We start from the raw sequence: 14241 nt of genomic DNA, 5'->3' as shown, positions 1-14241 counted from the left end.
CGCCGAAGCAACCCGCTGTGGGGTCGGCCTGCAAGACGGTCAGGGGGCTGGGTTCGGCGAGCGGGGATTTATCGGTCGAAGAGTCCGTCGAGGTGGTAGCGCAGGATGGCGGCCGCTTGTTCGGGCGTCTTCTGGCCGATGAGAACGCTGGTTCCGAGTCCGTGGTTGAGCGTCAGTATCCGGGCCGCCTCGATAGCCACCGCCGGGAGTGTCCCGTCAGAACGGGTGGCGAGCTCGTCGCGGTTGGCGGCGAGCTCGAGGAGTTCGACGAGTTCCGCCTCGACCCTGTCGGGGCCGTCGATGAATGGCCGAGCGGCGAGGCCGGGGTCGGTCATCGCCATCGTCGCGTACGAGGTCCAGACCAGCTGGAAGACTCGTGAGTCCCTGTCATCGACGGCGGCAGCCGCCAAGAACGCCTCGATAGCGTGGCGCACTGACATCTCTTCGTCGATGGCCTGGTCGCGTGCGCGAGTCCAGCGGTCGTTGCTCTGCTGGGTGAGGTGTTCCAACGCGGCCATCATCAACGAGGCCTTGTCGGTGAAGAAGTACTGCACCAGTCGCACCGAGACCCCAGCCTGCGCAGCGACCTTGCGCATGGTGACTTGGTGCAGTCCTGAGGTGGCGGCGACTTGAATTAGGGCGTCGGTGATCTGTCGGCGGCGTTGGTCGTGATCGACGAGCTTTGGCATATCTTCATGGTACGTCGGTACCATCACAGCATGTTGGGTTTCGACACCACTGCCAGGACACCTCGCGCTGACATGAAGCCGGGCACCAGCGTGGTGGTCGCGATGGCGTGCGCGGCCGAGTTCATGGTCGTCATGGACGCCTCGATCATCGCGATCGCGACCCCGTCAATCGGCAGCGACTTGCAGATGTCACCCGGTGCCCTGTCCTGGGTGGTGAACGCCTATGTGTTGATGTTCGCCGGTGGGATGCTCGTGGGAGGTCGTCTCGGTGACCTGTTCGGCTTGCGGCGAGTGTTCATCCTCGCCACCATCGTCTTCGCCGGAGCTAGCCTGGTCGCAGGCCTGGCCAGCGAGGGCTGGCAACTCCTCGCGGCCCGTGCTGTCCAAGGTATGGGCGGCGCGGCACTGGCGCCGGTCTCGCTGGCGCTGATCAGCGCCACCTTGCCCGAGGGTCCTGCCCGGTCGCGCGCGGTCGGTCTGTGGACCGCGGTGGGTATCGCCGGTGGCGCAGTCGGCAATGTCGTGGGCGGGACTCTGACCCAGCTCGCGGACTGGCGCTGGGTGTTCTGGCTCAACGTGCCACTGGGCGTCCTCGCCGTCGTCGCAGCCGCGATCGTGCTCCAGGCGCCAACCAGTGCCCAGAGGAAGGACCCTGCCGGGACTCGCGCCAGACGACTGGATCTTCAGGGCGCGGCCCTGGCCACGGTTGGGCTGGTGATCGCCTCGTGGGCGATCTCAGGAACCGACCTCATCTCCTCGGGAGCCCTCAGCTCCGGGTGGCCCCGATTCGGGGCATTGGCGATCGGTAGCCTCCTGCTCATCGCTTTCGTATGGTCACAGCGGCGACCGACGACGACTCCCGTCCAGGAAGGCACCGGCACGATGCCGGTGGACCCGTTGCTTCCCTTGGGGCTGTTCGCCCACCGAGGCATCAGCTCCGGGACGGTGACGATGCTGCTTGCCGGTGCGACCTTGATGCCGATGTGGTTCTACATCTCGTTGCTGATGCAGAACACCCTCGGATACAACCCCCTCCGCGCCGGGCTCGGGTTCCTGCCCCACGCAACGGTCACCGCCCTCATAGGCGCCGGACTCGCGCCGCGTTTGATGGATCGAGTCTCCGCGCGGGTACTCGTGCTCTGTGGATGCCTGATCGCTGCCGCCGGGTTCGCCTGGCAAGCCTTCACGGCTGGGCCGCCGACATCCGGTGACGCTGGGACCTATCTGAGCGTGATCCTCGGGCCAGCCATCGTGATCAGCGTCGGCGGCGGACTCCTCAACACACCACTGACGACAGCGATCCTCGCCGGCGCATCACCCAACGACTCCGGGGCAGTCTCCGGCCTGCTCAACACCACCAAACAGGTCGGCGCCGCCATCGGCCTGGCCGCCCTGACCGCGCTGCTCGCGACCACCGGCCCCGCCGACTATCGACCAGCCTTCATCGCCATGGCCGCCCTCATGACCCTGGCCACGGCAAGCAGCATGCTCCTTCCCGCAACCAAGACCGAATGACCAACCCAGACCGGACGCCTTTAGTCGATGGGAACGTCCGCAGCGCCGGTGTCCCGGTGGGGTGTCGGATACGGGACGACCGGCGCTACGGCCGGATCAACGCCTCGAAGTCGCCTTCGTGGTCTGAGCCTTGGCTGCGATCCGTTGGCGTTCGATGGCCCGGTAGACGGTGGAGCGACCCACGCTAAACAGGTCGGCGACCTCGGCGGTGCTGTACTCGCCGCTGCTCACCAAGGACACCAGGTGGGCTTCCTGCTTTCGGGTGAGCTTCGGTTGCTTTCCACGCAGCCGTCCTTTGGCCTTGGCGAGCTTCATGCCCTCGACGGTGCGAAGCCTGATGAGGTCAGATTCGAACTCAGCGACCATCGCGAGAACGTTGAACAGCAGCCGCCCGACAGCATCGGTGGGGTCATAGACCGACCCGCCGAGCGAGAGGCTGATCTGCCGGGAGGTGAGCTCATCAGCGATCGCCCGGGCATCCGGTAAGGACCTGGCCAAGCGGTCGAGCTTGGTGACGACCAGGGTGTCGCCGGCCCGGCAGGCAGCGAGTGCTTCGCGCAGCCCAGGGCGCTCTCGGTTGGTGCCGGTCAGGCCGTGGTCGACGTAGATCCGCTCGGTCTGGACCCCGAGGTTGCCCAGGGCGTCACGTTGAGCGGTGAGATCTTGTTGGTCGGTGGAGCATCGGGCGTACCCGACAAGCAGTGCGCTCATGGCGCACCTCCAATGAGATGGATCAGGCCAGACCACAGGACGCAGCCGGCTCCGACATCGGACAACGTCCGACCTCATCAGCAGGCACCTCGATCCCGTCACCCGCAACATCGCCCGCCCCCACTAACCGATCCGACGAACGAGATCCCTGAGGGGCCCTCAGATGTCGTCCAGTAGGGGCGCCAGCTGATTGTCAACGATGTCGCGGATCAGATCCGGGTTGACCCGAAAGTACTCATGGACAACCACGTTGCGGAGACCGGCTATCGAGGCCCACGGCGTGTCGGGGTGTTCCTGCCTGAAGTCCTCGGGCAGGGACTTCACTGCCTCGCCGACAACGGCCAGGTTGCGGAGCACGGCGTCGTACGCCATCGAGCCCAACTCTGCCGAATCGAGATGGTCGCGGTAGGCGATGCATCGCGAGATTGCGGCCCGAATGTCTTCCAGGCGCTGCGCCTCCGAGCGGCTCACACTGCAACCGCGTCTGCGAGCGCAGTAGTGGAGACCTCGTCGCGCAAGAGCGTTGCCGCAACGACATCAACTCGGACGCCAAGCAGCTCACTCAGTTCCTCGGCGAGCCCGGCCACACGCAGCAGCTCGTTACCGTCCCCTGCGGTCAGGTCGACGAGAAGATCCAGATCGCTGTCCTCTTCGGCATCGCCGCGCGCCACCGACCCAAATAGACGTGGGTTGGTGGCGCTGTACCGTTCCAGCACGTCAACAACGCGACTCTTATGCTGCGTGAGGGCAGCACGGAGTCTCAGCGACGCGGCGGTCAGTTCACTCATAGGTCAAGGGTACCGAGAGACACTTCATCCAGGTCTCTCTTGTCGAGGTACTGCCCCCTGGAGCGACGTCACCGACCTGTTCGCATGGGCATCCGTATGGGACGTGCTCTACAAGCGGGCGGGCCACGCTCATCCCGCGAAGCGGTTCGAGCAGCGTTCCGCAGCCGTACGAGGGGTCGGCGCGGTCAGCCGACGTCGACCGGCTGCAGCGGGTGGATGGCGACCTCGCCGGCGAGCAGAGGCTCGGCTGCCGCGAACGCGGCGGCGAGGTGCGGCGAGGCCATGTGCTCGTCCAGCGCCGCTTGGTCCCTGTAGCGCTCGACCGTGACGAAGGTGCTCGGGGTCGAGGCGGACTCGTACAGGTCGTACGACACGACGCCTGCCTCGCGGCGGGTGGCGGCTATGAGGGTGCTGAGCACGGAGCGAGCTTCCTTGACGGCCTCAGGCTTGATGGGGATGGTGGCCACGACGTGCAGTTCGCTCATGGATCTGGTCCTCTCGGTTCGGGAGATCATTGTAGGACCCCATTCGGACGGAACGGATCAGAGCGTCGAGCGCAGGACTGCCCCGAAGGAGAGTCATACGCGGCGGAATGACGCACCGGTCCTCACCCTCCGAACCTTCGGGCCTCACCAACGCCTACGGTGGAGCGCTGCCCACCGCAACCCTGACGACTGCCCGACTGTCGGCAGGTCAGCTCGCGATTCGGCCCTCGAGGACGTAGGAGGTGGGACCGCTCATCTCGATCCACTGGTCCAGGACGCGGCGCAGGTGGTAGGCGCTGGCGATACTGGCGTAACGGCCCGACGTGAGTGCAACACGCAGCCGCCTCCCGCCTGGAGCCGGAGATCGTCACCATCCTCGAGGAGGTCGCGGACGAAACGCCGGTCGATGAAGTTGAACGACGGAGCCAGGGCCACCATCGCGTGGAGCGCGGACCTCGCCACGCGACCGGGTGCGACGGCGACGGGCGGCGCGCCGTTGCTGCTCGGCAAGATCAGCGGATGCTCTCTGACGTGCGGAAGGAGGTCGTCGGCGAGTCTCCGTAGGCTCCGTCGTACTTGCTCGCGAGGCCGTTGCAGTCTTGGCACAGAGTTCTCAACCACAGACCACCCTCATTGGGGGCTCCAGTCGCCGCGCTCCTCCAGCGACGGACGTCGCGCGTGACCGCGGATCAGTCCTGGATGTTGGGCGCGTCGTCGAACTCGAGGGGTCGGTCCGATGACCCGTCCGCTTTCGACGACTACTCCCAAGGCTGTTGGAGGTCGAGGTGTCGTCGTAGTTCCATTGCGTCGTGAAGGACCCGGCCGACGATCAGGACGCCGCCGTCTCGACGGCGAATCAAGAAGTGCCTCGGACGCCGGACCTGCCCACCGCGCGAGTGGTCTCTCGCCATGCCGACCGACACCAGACGCTCGGGCACACGCCGCGATCACCGTGCGGTCAGCTCTTCGCCGGGCCTGGACCACTCACCGCTGGGACAACCGGCTGAGCCGAAGACGACCATGACCACTGGCGGGACCTCGTTCGGCCGCTGCGATCAGCACCTCCACTCCCGCGGCCGGGCCTGACCCGCCCGGCCCGCGTCCCCGTCGACGTCGTCGGCCGCGTCATCTTCGGCGGACCACGAGGTGTGCAGATCCACTTCACCGACAGTTCACCGTCCCGGGCCCACCCGGCCACCGACGCTGCCTACCTTCGCTCCTGTACGACCACGGCGCTCGCGGCGGGGACTGTCCGCCGCAGGTCGTGTCCACCACTGATGAGAGGTCTGACAGACGTGATTCGTTCCACCCGCAGGCGCACGGCACTGACCGCAACGACCGCCCTGGCACTGTCCTTGAGCATGGCCGCCTGCAGTGCGGCCAACAACTCCGGCTCGGGCGCCACCGCGGACGTCGGCACGGGCAGTGGCGGTGTCTCCGGCACACTGTCCGGCGCCGGCGCCTCCTCGCAGGCCGCTGCCGTCGACGCCTGGAAGAACGGCTTCCTGGGGACCAACCCGGACGCCACGGTCAACTACGACCCGGTCGGCTCCGGCGGTGGGCGCGAGCAGTTCGTCTCCGGCGCCGTGCCCTGGGCCGGCTCGGACGCCTACCTCGACGAGGACGAGCTGGCCACGGCGCGGCAGCGCTGTGGCGGCGAGGGCAACGTCATCGAGATCCCCGCCTACATCTCACCGATCGCGGTGCCCTACAACATCGCGGGCGTCGACGACCTGAAGCTCTCCGCCGAGACGCTGGCGCTGATCTTCGACCAGCAGATCACCAGCTGGGACGACCAGGCGATCGCCCGGGACAACCCGGGCACCGACCTGCCGTCGACGCCGGTCACGGTCGTCAACCGCTCCGACGAGTCGGGCACCACCGAGAACTTCGTCGACTACCTCTCGGTCGCGGCGGGTGACGCCTGGCCGCACGAGGTCTCCGGGGACTGGCCGGTCGCCGGTGGCACCGCAGCCAAGGGCACCACCGGAGTGGTCCAGTCCGTCGAGGCCACCGACGGCGCCATCGGCTACTCCGACGTCTCGCAGATCGGCGACCTCCCCGCCGTGCAGGTCGAGGTGGGCCAGGACTGGGTCGGCCCGAGCGCCGAGGCCGCCGCCAGGATCATCGAGACCTCCGCCCAGGTGGAGGGCCGCGGCCAGTACGACCACGCCATCGACATCACGCGCGACACCACCGAGGCGGGCACCTACCCGATCGTGCTGGCGTCCTACGAGCTGGCCTGCACCCAGTACGACGACGCCGAGACCGCCGCCCTCGTCAAGGCGTGGCTGACCCATGTCACCAGCGACGAGGGCCAGCAGGCCTCCGCCAAGACCGCCGGCTCCGCCCCCATCAGCGACGCCACGCAGGAGAAGGCCACCGCCGCCATCGAGGCGATCACCGCGAAGTGACCCCACCCGAAGGAGGCCTCGAGGAACGGGGTGGACCCGGCCGCAATGTCGCCCACCACTGGACCCGGGTGGGCGGCGAATCGGTGAAGGCCTGGCACCGCTTCGATCATGGACGTCGCCTCGTGCGCGTGTCGGCGGGGAGTCAGCCTCCTGTGCTGGCGTACCGGAGCAGCACCACGCCGGAGCGGAAGGTCTTCGACTCGATGAGCTCGAGCTCTGGGAGCGAAGCGCCCTCGGCGACCAGGCCCTTGCCACGTCCTTGGACGGCTGGGAAGACGAACAAGCGGATCTCGTCAACGAGGCCCGCCGCGAGCACCGCGTGGGCCAGGGTGATGCTTCCGGTCAACGTGATGTCGCCGCCCTGGGTGCCCTTGAGTCGACGCACCTCGGTGACAGGGTCGCCTGGCAGGATCGAGGAGTTGCGCCACTGCGGATCGGTCATCGTGGAGGAGACGACATACTTGTGGACTCGATCGAGATGAGCACCAGCGGGCTCATCCGTGTGATGGGGCCAGTAGCCGCGGAAGTCTTCGAACGTCTGCCTACCGAGCAGCACCGCGTCGGACGTCGCGGCCAAGCGTTCCAGCTCGTCCTGCACATCGCTGGCGTCCCCGGTGGGCGAGGGATCGAACCACTCATCGAGCATCTCAACCCGTCCGTCAGCGGTGGTGTTCTCGGTCAGCAGCAGTCTGCGCATGATCCCCTCGATCCTCGAGCGCGCTGTGCGCCCTGACATGTGCCGGCTTCTTCATCCAGCGTCTCTCACCACTTACTGACCGACGCGAGGCACCGAATTCATCGGTCCCGGCTTCCTTCCACGCGTCTACCGAGGTGGCCAGGAGCCACGCGTCGGTCTCGACTGGGCCCGCTCGCTCGGCTCCGACGACTTCGTCCAGCACGTGAAGGGCCCTGTCCCCGATTCGTGGACACGAGCCGGGGACAGGGCCATTCCCTGGTGCCTCGGATCAGGGCGTGACGATGTCGAACCAGAAGTCGAAGGAGTCGAGCTGGCCGAAGAACGCACGGGCCTTGTCACCGTCACCGGCAATGGTGATGTCCCCCGCCTCGACGGCGTCCTGCAGGTCGACCGTGCCGAGCACCACGGCGTCGAGGACGGAGCGATCCAAGGTGATGGTCGCGTCAGGCGAGTCGATCCGGCCGGCGTGGTGGTTGAGCACACCGTTGCCCAGGATGAGCACGTAGGACTCGTCGATGTCGGGAAGCTCAACCTGCAAGGTCGCGGACAGGTCGCTCGCCTCTGGTCCACGCAGCCGCATCGCGATGTAGTCGAGGAACATCTCGACGGACATGGCGCGTACCGAGTCCGGGCTCGCGGTCTCCAGCACGTGACGACGTTGCAGCCCGTTGCGTAGCTCCATCGCGCCGGTCAGGTAGAAGTTGCGCCAGGTGCCGTTCTCGCTCTGGTAGCCGAGCTGCTCGAACGTGTCGGCCTGGAGGTCGCGCGCCTCGCGATTGTCAGGGTCGGCGAACAACACGTGGTTGACAACCTCGGCGACCCAGCGGTAGTTGCCGGCGTCGAAGTCCACGCGTGCGCGATCCAGCAGCGCGGAGGCACCGCCCATGTAGTCGACGTACTTGGCCGCCGACTCCGTGGGCTCCAGCGGATGGAGAGTTGCGGGATTCGCGTCGAACCAGCCGAGGTAATAGACATACGTCGACTTGACGTTGTGGTTCACCGAGCCGTAGTAGCCACGGTTGGCGAATCGCTTGCCCACCGCATCAGGAAGGTGGACCCGCTCGCCGATCTCGACGGGCGTGTAACCGTGGTTGGCCAGCCGCACCGTCTCGTCATGCAAGTAGCGGTACATGTCGCGTTGCCCCGCGATCAAGTCCCGCAACTCGGTGTTGCCCCACGTGGGCCAGTGGTGGGACGAGAACAGCACCGCGGCATCGTCGAAGAGCTGAAGCATCTCGTGCAGGTGCTTGGACCAGATCAGTGAGTCACGGATCTTTGCCCCTCGCAGCGTGTACAGGTTGTGCAGGTTGTGTGTGACGATCTCGGCGCCACACAGGGCCTTGTGCTCGGGCAGGTAGAAGCACAACTCGGCGGGAGCCTCGGCTCCGGGAGTGTGCTGGAAGACGATCCGGACACCATCGATCGTCAGCTCGGCGCCGGTCTCGGAGACGATGTCTGTCGGGGGGATGAGGGTGACGGTACCGGCGGAGGTGACCTGACCGAGGCCGGTGCCGACGGCAGCCTGCGGACCGTCACCGACGATCTCGCCGTACATGTAGGACTTGCGACGGGCCATCGCGTTGCCCAACATCACGTTCTCACTGACGGCCTCCTCGAGGAAGTCGACGGGCGCGATGATGCGCACCCGGCCGGCGCGCACGTCCTCCTCGTCGACCATGGCGCGCACACCGCCGTAGTGGTCGATGTGACTGTGGGTGTGGATGACGGCGACGACCGGCACGTCAGCGACGTGCTCGCGCACCAGCCGGAGGGCCTCGGCCGCGGGCTCGGTCGAGATCGATGGGTCGACGACGATCCAGCCGTTGGTCGCACGAATGAACGAGGTGACGGCAAGGTCGAAGCCACGAGCCTGGTAGATGCCATCGACCACTTCGTAGATGCCCGCCTTCGACACCAGCTTGCCCTGTCGCCACAGCGAAGGGTTGACGGTGTCAGGGGCATCGCCATCGATGAAGTCCCAACGGTCGAAGTCCCACGCGAGGTTTCCGTCCTCCGTGTAGATCTGCCCCGTGGCGCGCACGATCAGACCGCGATCCGCATTCGCGAAGTCCGTCTCGTCGTCGAACGGCAACTGGTCTCGAACGGCGCGGTTGGCGCGGATCGTAGCTTCGGTGGCGGGCTTGGGTTCACTCATCACTGCTCCCCTGATGGACCGGATCGGTGCATGGAGCGTAGCGATATCCGCCGACCGTGCCAACAGATCGCGCTCCTGATCGAAAGGCCGTGCATGGCAGGCCTCGTCGACCCACGAGAGGGGTCAGCGAACCGCTCCTCGCCTCGTCGCCGCACACCGTTCGGCTACGACGACGGCGGGAGAGGGTGGAGGCCGAGGGCGCCGAGCCGGGCGTCTGCCAGGCGGCGCACCGTCGCACTGTCGCCCAGCACGTGGAACCCGTGGTCGGCGCCGGGTCGGTCGGTGGCCAGTGCCTCCTCGATGCCGGTCGCGCCGAGGACGAGCGCCTGCAGGGCCAGGATCTGCGCGCCGCCGGGCCGCTCGCGATGGGTCACGGCCCGTGACGCTGCGCGCGCGTAGCGCATGCGTACGTAAGCCCAGATCAGCACGGCCATCGCGATCGGAAGAGCAGCCGTGAGCGTTCCGAGCAGCGCCCCCAGCGCGTCCAACCCGTCCACGATGCTCTGGCCGGCGTCGGAGATCTGACGGCCCGCGTCCGCTGCCTCATCAAACGGCTTCTTCGCGGTGTCACCGATCAGCGGAATCGTGGACAGGCTCTCACCAGCATCGGACAAGCTCGTCGCGACACCGGTCCCCCCTTCCTGCAGTCGGCGTGCACCCGAGGCACTGTCCACTGCCTGGCGATGCACCACCCACCCGACGAGCCCCCACACCACGATCCACAGGATCACCAAGACGTCGAAGAGTGCTTGACGTCGTCGTCGGGCGGTCACCTCCGCATACAGGCTCATTGCGTCCCAGCCCGGGGGCGCGGGTGGACGCCGACTGCAGCTCCTGAAGTGCGCATGGCGACAACGTAGCCGTCGCTGCCCCGGGATGTCGCGGCTCGCGACGGCCCCCTCGGCTGCACCCTGTGTCAGGGTGAGTCGAGTCCAACGGTTCGCAGCAGCGGCGTGGTGCGCTGCAAGGAGGTATGCACCGTGACTTCTCTCGCCCTTGTCGTCGGTGCCGGGTCCGGCTTGTCCGCTGCGATCGCTCGTGCCCTCGCGCACCGCTCGTACCACCCGATCCTGGTAGCGCGTGACATCAGCACACTCGATGCACTTCGGGCCGAGGTCGACGGCACCGCGCTGCAGTGCGACGCCAGCGTTCCCGACTCTGTGGCCGAGCTGTTCGAAACGATCGACGGCATGGACGGCTCCCTTGATGTCGCCGTCTACAACCCGAGTCCGTGGATCCGGGGTTCGATCACCGAACTCGACCCGCTGGACGTCCGCGAAGTACTTGAGGTCACCGCATTCGGGGCCTTCCTGGTGGCCCAGCACGCTGCCGGGCGAATGCTGAACTCCGGCGGCGGGACGATGCTCTTCACCGGAGCCTCCTCGTCGGTGAAGGGCTACCCGGAATCCGCGCCCTACGCCATGGGCAAGTTCGCCGTGCGCGGGATGTGCCAATCATTGGCACGCGAACTTCATCCGCAGAACATCCACATCGCTCATGTCGTCATCGACGGCCGTATCGGCAGAGCGGGGGAGGAGGACACCGCAGCATCCCTCGACGAGACGTACAGCCCGATGGTGCCTGATGAGATCGCCCGGAACTACATCCACATGATCGAGCAGGACCGCTCAGCATGGAGCTGGGAGATCGAGCTGCGCCCGTGGGTACGACACTTCTAGAGTCCGCCGGGAGCGGATGACGGAGGTGCAGCCCTCCCCGGACGCGACCTGTTGATGGTCGTCAGGGCAGCAGGACGATCTTGCCCCGCGTGCGGCGCTCGGCCAGCGCGGTGTACGCCGCCCGTACCTCATCCAGGGCGTATGTCGCCGCGATGGGTACCACCAGGTCGTCGCTGACGATCATCTGTGCCAGGTCGGCCAACGTGCCGGCCGTTGTGGACTCGTACCCGAAGACCACCCGGGTGCCGTTGCTCCGGGCGGCCTCGAAGTCAGCGATCGTCACCACTTGCTGCAGTGGGACGCCGAGCTCGAGCGCAAGATCTGTGTAGCCCTGCCCGTAGCAGTCGAAGAAGGCCACCACACCATCGGGCGCGGCGGACCGCAGCCGCTCGGCCAGGTCATCGCCCCGGTTCACCGGCTCGGCACCGGCCCCCCGGAGCCAGGAGTCGTTGTCCGGGCCTGCTACGCCGAGCACCCGGACACCGCGATGCACGAGCAGCTGGGTCAGGATCGAGCCCACCCCGCCTGCCGCTGCGGTCACGGTCACGGTCTGCCCCGGCTGCGCTGATACCGCATCGCGCATCGCGACAGCGGTGCCGCCCGCGACGTACAGGCTGCCCGCCTGCTCCCAGGGCACCTGCTCGGGGCGAGGAGTCACCTGCGCGGACGGGACCACGACGTACCGGGCGTGCGCGGAGCGCTGCCCGGACCAGCCGATCACCTCGTCCCCGACAGCCCAGCCGGTCACGTCGACACCGACCTCGACCACTCGACCGGCGACGTCGCTCCCTTCGCCCATCGGGAACACCGCGGACCGGTCCGGGTCCATGGCCCCCTCCCGGATCGCGGCCTCGCCCGGGTTGATCGACGTGGCGACCACCTCGACCACCACCTCCTCGGGTCCGGCTACCGGCACCTCCACGTCCCGGACGTCCAGCACGCCCACGTCGCCGTACCTGTCGAGCCTGACCGCGCTGTTCCTCGTCTCCATCCCGCCACCCTGCCCCATCACGGTGACCACGGACAGCGAGGACAGCGACACCGCGGATCGTGACGCCGCGGGAGGCGCGCGAACTCAGGTCCTGCAGGATGTCCTCATGTCCGTCGTCGCCTACCTCATCATCGCGTCGGAGGTCGGGTTCTGGGTGGTGATCGCAGCGGGTCTGGGAATGCGGTACCTGGCTCGCCGGCCCCGGGCCGGGGCCGTCCTGCTGGCCACGGTGCCGATCATCGACCTCGTCCTGCTCATCGCGGTCGGGGTGGACCTGCACCGCGGCAGCCCCGTGGGCCGCACCCACCAGCTCGCCGGTCTCTACCTCGGCGTGTCACTCGCCTTCGGCCCGACCCTCGTGCGCTGGGCCGACGCGCACGCAGCGCACCTCTTCGCGGACGGTCCCAGACCGGCCAAGGCCCCGAAGACGGGGCCGGCGGCTCTCCGGCACGAGCTGGGCAGCTTCGCCCGGTGGTTGGTGGCAGCCGTGCTCACCCTCGTCGCGATGGGGCTCCTGGCCGTCACCGTCGCCGACGGACAGCAGCGCGCCGGCCTGTTCGAAGTGCTCCCGCTCATGGGTCTGGTCACGGTGCTCTGGTTGGTCACGGGCCCGATCTGGGTGGTCGGCGCGACGATCACCGAGCGGGCGCTCGCCACGTCGCGCACCCCGAAGTGACGGTCGACCGACGCAGCAGCCGGGGCCGCCACCTCACCACCTGCATGCCCGGGCACCATCCGGGCGACGGCCACCGTGGATCAGTGCTCCGAGAGGTCGCCCGTCCCGACCACCTTCTGGGTGATGCGGAAGCCGACCGCGAGCGCCACCCAGGCCACGGCGCCCAGGACCACCTGCCACCCCTGGGTCGGGTCCCGCAGCCAGGACAGCCAGCCCGTCAGCACCCCGACACCGTTGAGCAGGAGGGCAGCGCCACCGATCGCGGTGCCCCACGCGACGAAGCGCTCCCGCGCCTTCTCCGCCAACCAGCCACCGACGATGCCGATCGCCGGGATGAAGACGACGGCCAGCAGGACGTTCCCGTCGCCCCCTTCGAGGAGGCGGAAGAGCCGCGCCCCGACGAGCAGGCCGACGAGCGCACCGATGGTGAAGAAGACGATCGTGGCAGCCAACCGCAGGACGAGCCACGCAAGCAGAGCGGTGACCAGGGCAATGATCAGGGTCGTGAGGAAGGTGGCCCCGAAGACACTGGACAGAAGCCAGCCGGCGCCGAAGCCTGCGGTGACCAGAACCGTCCTGATGGACCACCCCCCGGCGACGCCGAGCACCAGGCCCACGATGATCATGGCGAAACCGCTCATGGCCCCTCCCCTTCATGTTGTCAGTGGGACGAACATAGACCCGAAGCGACCATCATGGTGGTGCTGGGCCCGTGCCCGTCGACCCCGACCCGGGCTGGCGCGCCGACCCGCGCTCGACCGTGGCGCTCGGACGCACCCTTGGCTACAGTCTCGCCATGACGCCGACGCCAGCGCCCGGGGCCGTGCTGGACGAGCGCGACACGAACTTCGCCATCGTCACCGCCGACCACGAGTAGTCACGCTCGACCGGGCGGCGATAGGAGAACCCCGATGCATCAGCCCCGGCACGAGACCCTGCGCAGCGTGGTCGCCTTCGCGGCCGTCATGCTCTTCTACTACACCGTCCCGGTGCGCTCCCTGGAGTCCTCGGGCGAGTGGGCCCTGTCCGTCGTCGCGCTGCTCATCGCCGTGGCGCTCCTGGGCTGGGTCATCACCCACCAGGTCAGGCGTCAACTGCGAGCGGGGCACGAGACCGCGGTGCGCATCCAGTCCCTGCTGCTGCTGATCTACCTCGTCGTCCCGCTCTTCGCCCTCGGGTACTTCGTCATCGAGCAGCACACCGGGAACCAGTTCGCCGACCTGGTCACCAAGACCGACGCGCTGTACTTCACCATGACGACACTCGCCACGGTCGGCTTCGGGGACGTGCACGCGACCGGTCAGGTGGCCCGGATCCTGGTGACGATCCAGATGGCCTTCAACCTCGTCTTCATCGGCACACTCGCCTCGGTCCTGTCCGACCAGGTCCGACGCCGGGCCGAGCAGGTCGCGAAGCGGTAGGCGCGCCCCTGAGACACGCG

At 67.6% G+C, this 14241-nt stretch carries 16 protein-coding genes; 6 read left to right on the top strand and 10 right to left on the bottom strand.

The window, feature by feature from the left end:
* Positions 1-68: 68 nt before the first annotated feature.
* Positions 69-689, bottom strand: a complete 621-nt coding sequence (locus V1351_RS15570) for a TetR/AcrR family transcriptional regulator (RefSeq protein ID WP_338749222.1) — start codon at positions 687-689, stop codon at positions 69-71.
* Between V1351_RS15570 and V1351_RS15565 the strand changes: the two genes are divergently transcribed.
* Positions 669-2204, top strand: a complete 1536-nt coding sequence (locus V1351_RS15565; protein WP_338749219.1) for an MFS transporter — start codon at positions 669-671, stop codon at positions 2202-2204. The genes V1351_RS15570 and V1351_RS15565 overlap by 21 nt on opposite strands.
* A 96-nt stretch (positions 2205-2300) precedes the next feature.
* Here V1351_RS15565 and V1351_RS15560 read toward each other — a convergent pair whose 3' ends face one another.
* The 4 genes from V1351_RS15560 to V1351_RS15545 all read right to left on the bottom strand — a co-directional run bounded on the left by V1351_RS15560 (position 2301) and on the right by V1351_RS15545 (position 4188).
* Positions 2301-2915, bottom strand: coding sequence for a recombinase family protein (locus V1351_RS15560; RefSeq protein ID WP_338749217.1), 615 nt, complete (start codon positions 2913-2915; stop codon positions 2301-2303).
* A gap of 159 nt (positions 2916-3074) precedes the next feature.
* Positions 3075-3386 carry a DUF86 domain-containing protein gene (locus V1351_RS15555; RefSeq protein ID WP_338747886.1) on the bottom strand — a complete coding sequence of 104 codons (312 nt, stop codon included), beginning with the start codon at positions 3384-3386 and terminating at the stop codon, positions 3075-3077.
* Positions 3383-3703 (bottom strand): nucleotidyltransferase family protein, encoded by a 321-nt coding sequence (locus tag V1351_RS15550; RefSeq protein ID WP_338749215.1) that lies wholly within the window; start codon positions 3701-3703, stop codon positions 3383-3385. The genes V1351_RS15555 and V1351_RS15550 overlap by 4 nt, the downstream gene beginning before the upstream one ends.
* Positions 3704-3888: 185 nt before the next feature.
* The gene (locus V1351_RS15545) at positions 3889-4188 is read right to left on the bottom strand and encodes a putative quinol monooxygenase (RefSeq protein WP_338749213.1); all 300 of its coding nucleotides are present in this window, start codon (positions 4186-4188) and stop codon (positions 3889-3891) included.
* A 1295-nt stretch (positions 4189-5483) separates the two neighbouring features.
* On the opposite strand from V1351_RS15545, the gene V1351_RS15540 reads away from it, so the two are divergent.
* A complete protein-coding gene (locus V1351_RS15540; protein ID WP_338749211.1) occupies positions 5484-6602 on the top strand; it encodes a phosphate ABC transporter substrate-binding protein PstS in 1119 nt (372 codons plus the stop codon).
* 142 nt (positions 6603-6744) lie between these two features.
* Here the strand turns inward: V1351_RS15540 and V1351_RS15535 are convergent, their stop codons facing one another.
* The 3 genes from V1351_RS15535 to V1351_RS15525 form a co-directional block, all read right to left on the bottom strand.
* On the bottom strand, positions 6745-7338 hold the full coding sequence (locus V1351_RS15535) for a dihydrofolate reductase family protein (RefSeq protein ID WP_338749209.1): 594 nt from the start codon (positions 7336-7338) through the stop codon (positions 6745-6747).
* A gap of 229 nt (positions 7339-7567) precedes the next feature.
* The gene (locus V1351_RS15530) at positions 7568-9454 is read right to left on the bottom strand and encodes an alkyl/aryl-sulfatase (RefSeq protein ID WP_338749207.1); all 1887 of its coding nucleotides are present in this window, start codon (positions 9452-9454) and stop codon (positions 7568-7570) included.
* A gap of 164 nt (positions 9455-9618) precedes the next feature.
* A complete protein-coding gene (locus V1351_RS15525) occupies positions 9619-10245 on the bottom strand; it encodes a hypothetical protein (protein WP_338749206.1) in 627 nt (208 codons plus the stop codon).
* A gap of 189 nt (positions 10246-10434) precedes the next feature.
* Between V1351_RS15525 and V1351_RS15520 the strand changes: the two genes are divergently transcribed.
* A complete protein-coding gene (locus V1351_RS15520) occupies positions 10435-11133 on the top strand; it encodes an SDR family NAD(P)-dependent oxidoreductase (protein WP_338749204.1) in 699 nt (232 codons plus the stop codon).
* 61 nt (positions 11134-11194) lie between these two features.
* Here V1351_RS15520 and V1351_RS15515 read toward each other — a convergent pair whose 3' ends face one another.
* The gene (locus V1351_RS15515; RefSeq protein WP_338749202.1) at positions 11195-12124 is read right to left on the bottom strand and encodes an NADP-dependent oxidoreductase; all 930 of its coding nucleotides are present in this window, start codon (positions 12122-12124) and stop codon (positions 11195-11197) included.
* Positions 12125-12146: 22 nt separating this feature from the next.
* Between V1351_RS15515 and V1351_RS15510 the strand changes: the two genes are divergently transcribed.
* The gene (locus V1351_RS15510; protein ID WP_338749200.1) at positions 12147-12800 is read left to right on the top strand and encodes a hypothetical protein; all 654 of its coding nucleotides are present in this window, start codon (positions 12147-12149) and stop codon (positions 12798-12800) included.
* 80 nt (positions 12801-12880) lie between these two features.
* Here the strand turns inward: V1351_RS15510 and V1351_RS15505 are convergent, their stop codons facing one another.
* Positions 12881-13441 carry a hypothetical protein gene (locus V1351_RS15505; RefSeq protein ID WP_338749198.1) on the bottom strand — a complete coding sequence of 187 codons (561 nt, stop codon included), beginning with the start codon at positions 13439-13441 and terminating at the stop codon, positions 12881-12883.
* A gap of 71 nt (positions 13442-13512) precedes the next feature.
* Between V1351_RS15505 and V1351_RS15500 the strand changes: the two genes are divergently transcribed.
* Positions 13513-13677, top strand: a complete 165-nt coding sequence (locus tag V1351_RS15500) for a hypothetical protein (protein ID WP_338749196.1) — start codon at positions 13513-13515, stop codon at positions 13675-13677.
* A gap of 34 nt (positions 13678-13711) precedes the next feature.
* Positions 13712-14221, top strand: a complete 510-nt coding sequence (locus tag V1351_RS15495; RefSeq protein ID WP_338749194.1) for a potassium channel family protein — start codon at positions 13712-13714, stop codon at positions 14219-14221.
* The last annotated feature ends 20 nt before the right edge of the window (positions 14222-14241 follow it).

The organism is Janibacter sp. A1S7 (assembly GCF_037198315.1).
Classification (GTDB): Bacteria; Actinomycetota; Actinomycetes; order Actinomycetales; family Dermatophilaceae; genus Janibacter; species Janibacter alittae.
Note: the sequence above shows the minus strand (reverse complement) of the source record. Positions and strands in the feature narration are given on the sequence as shown.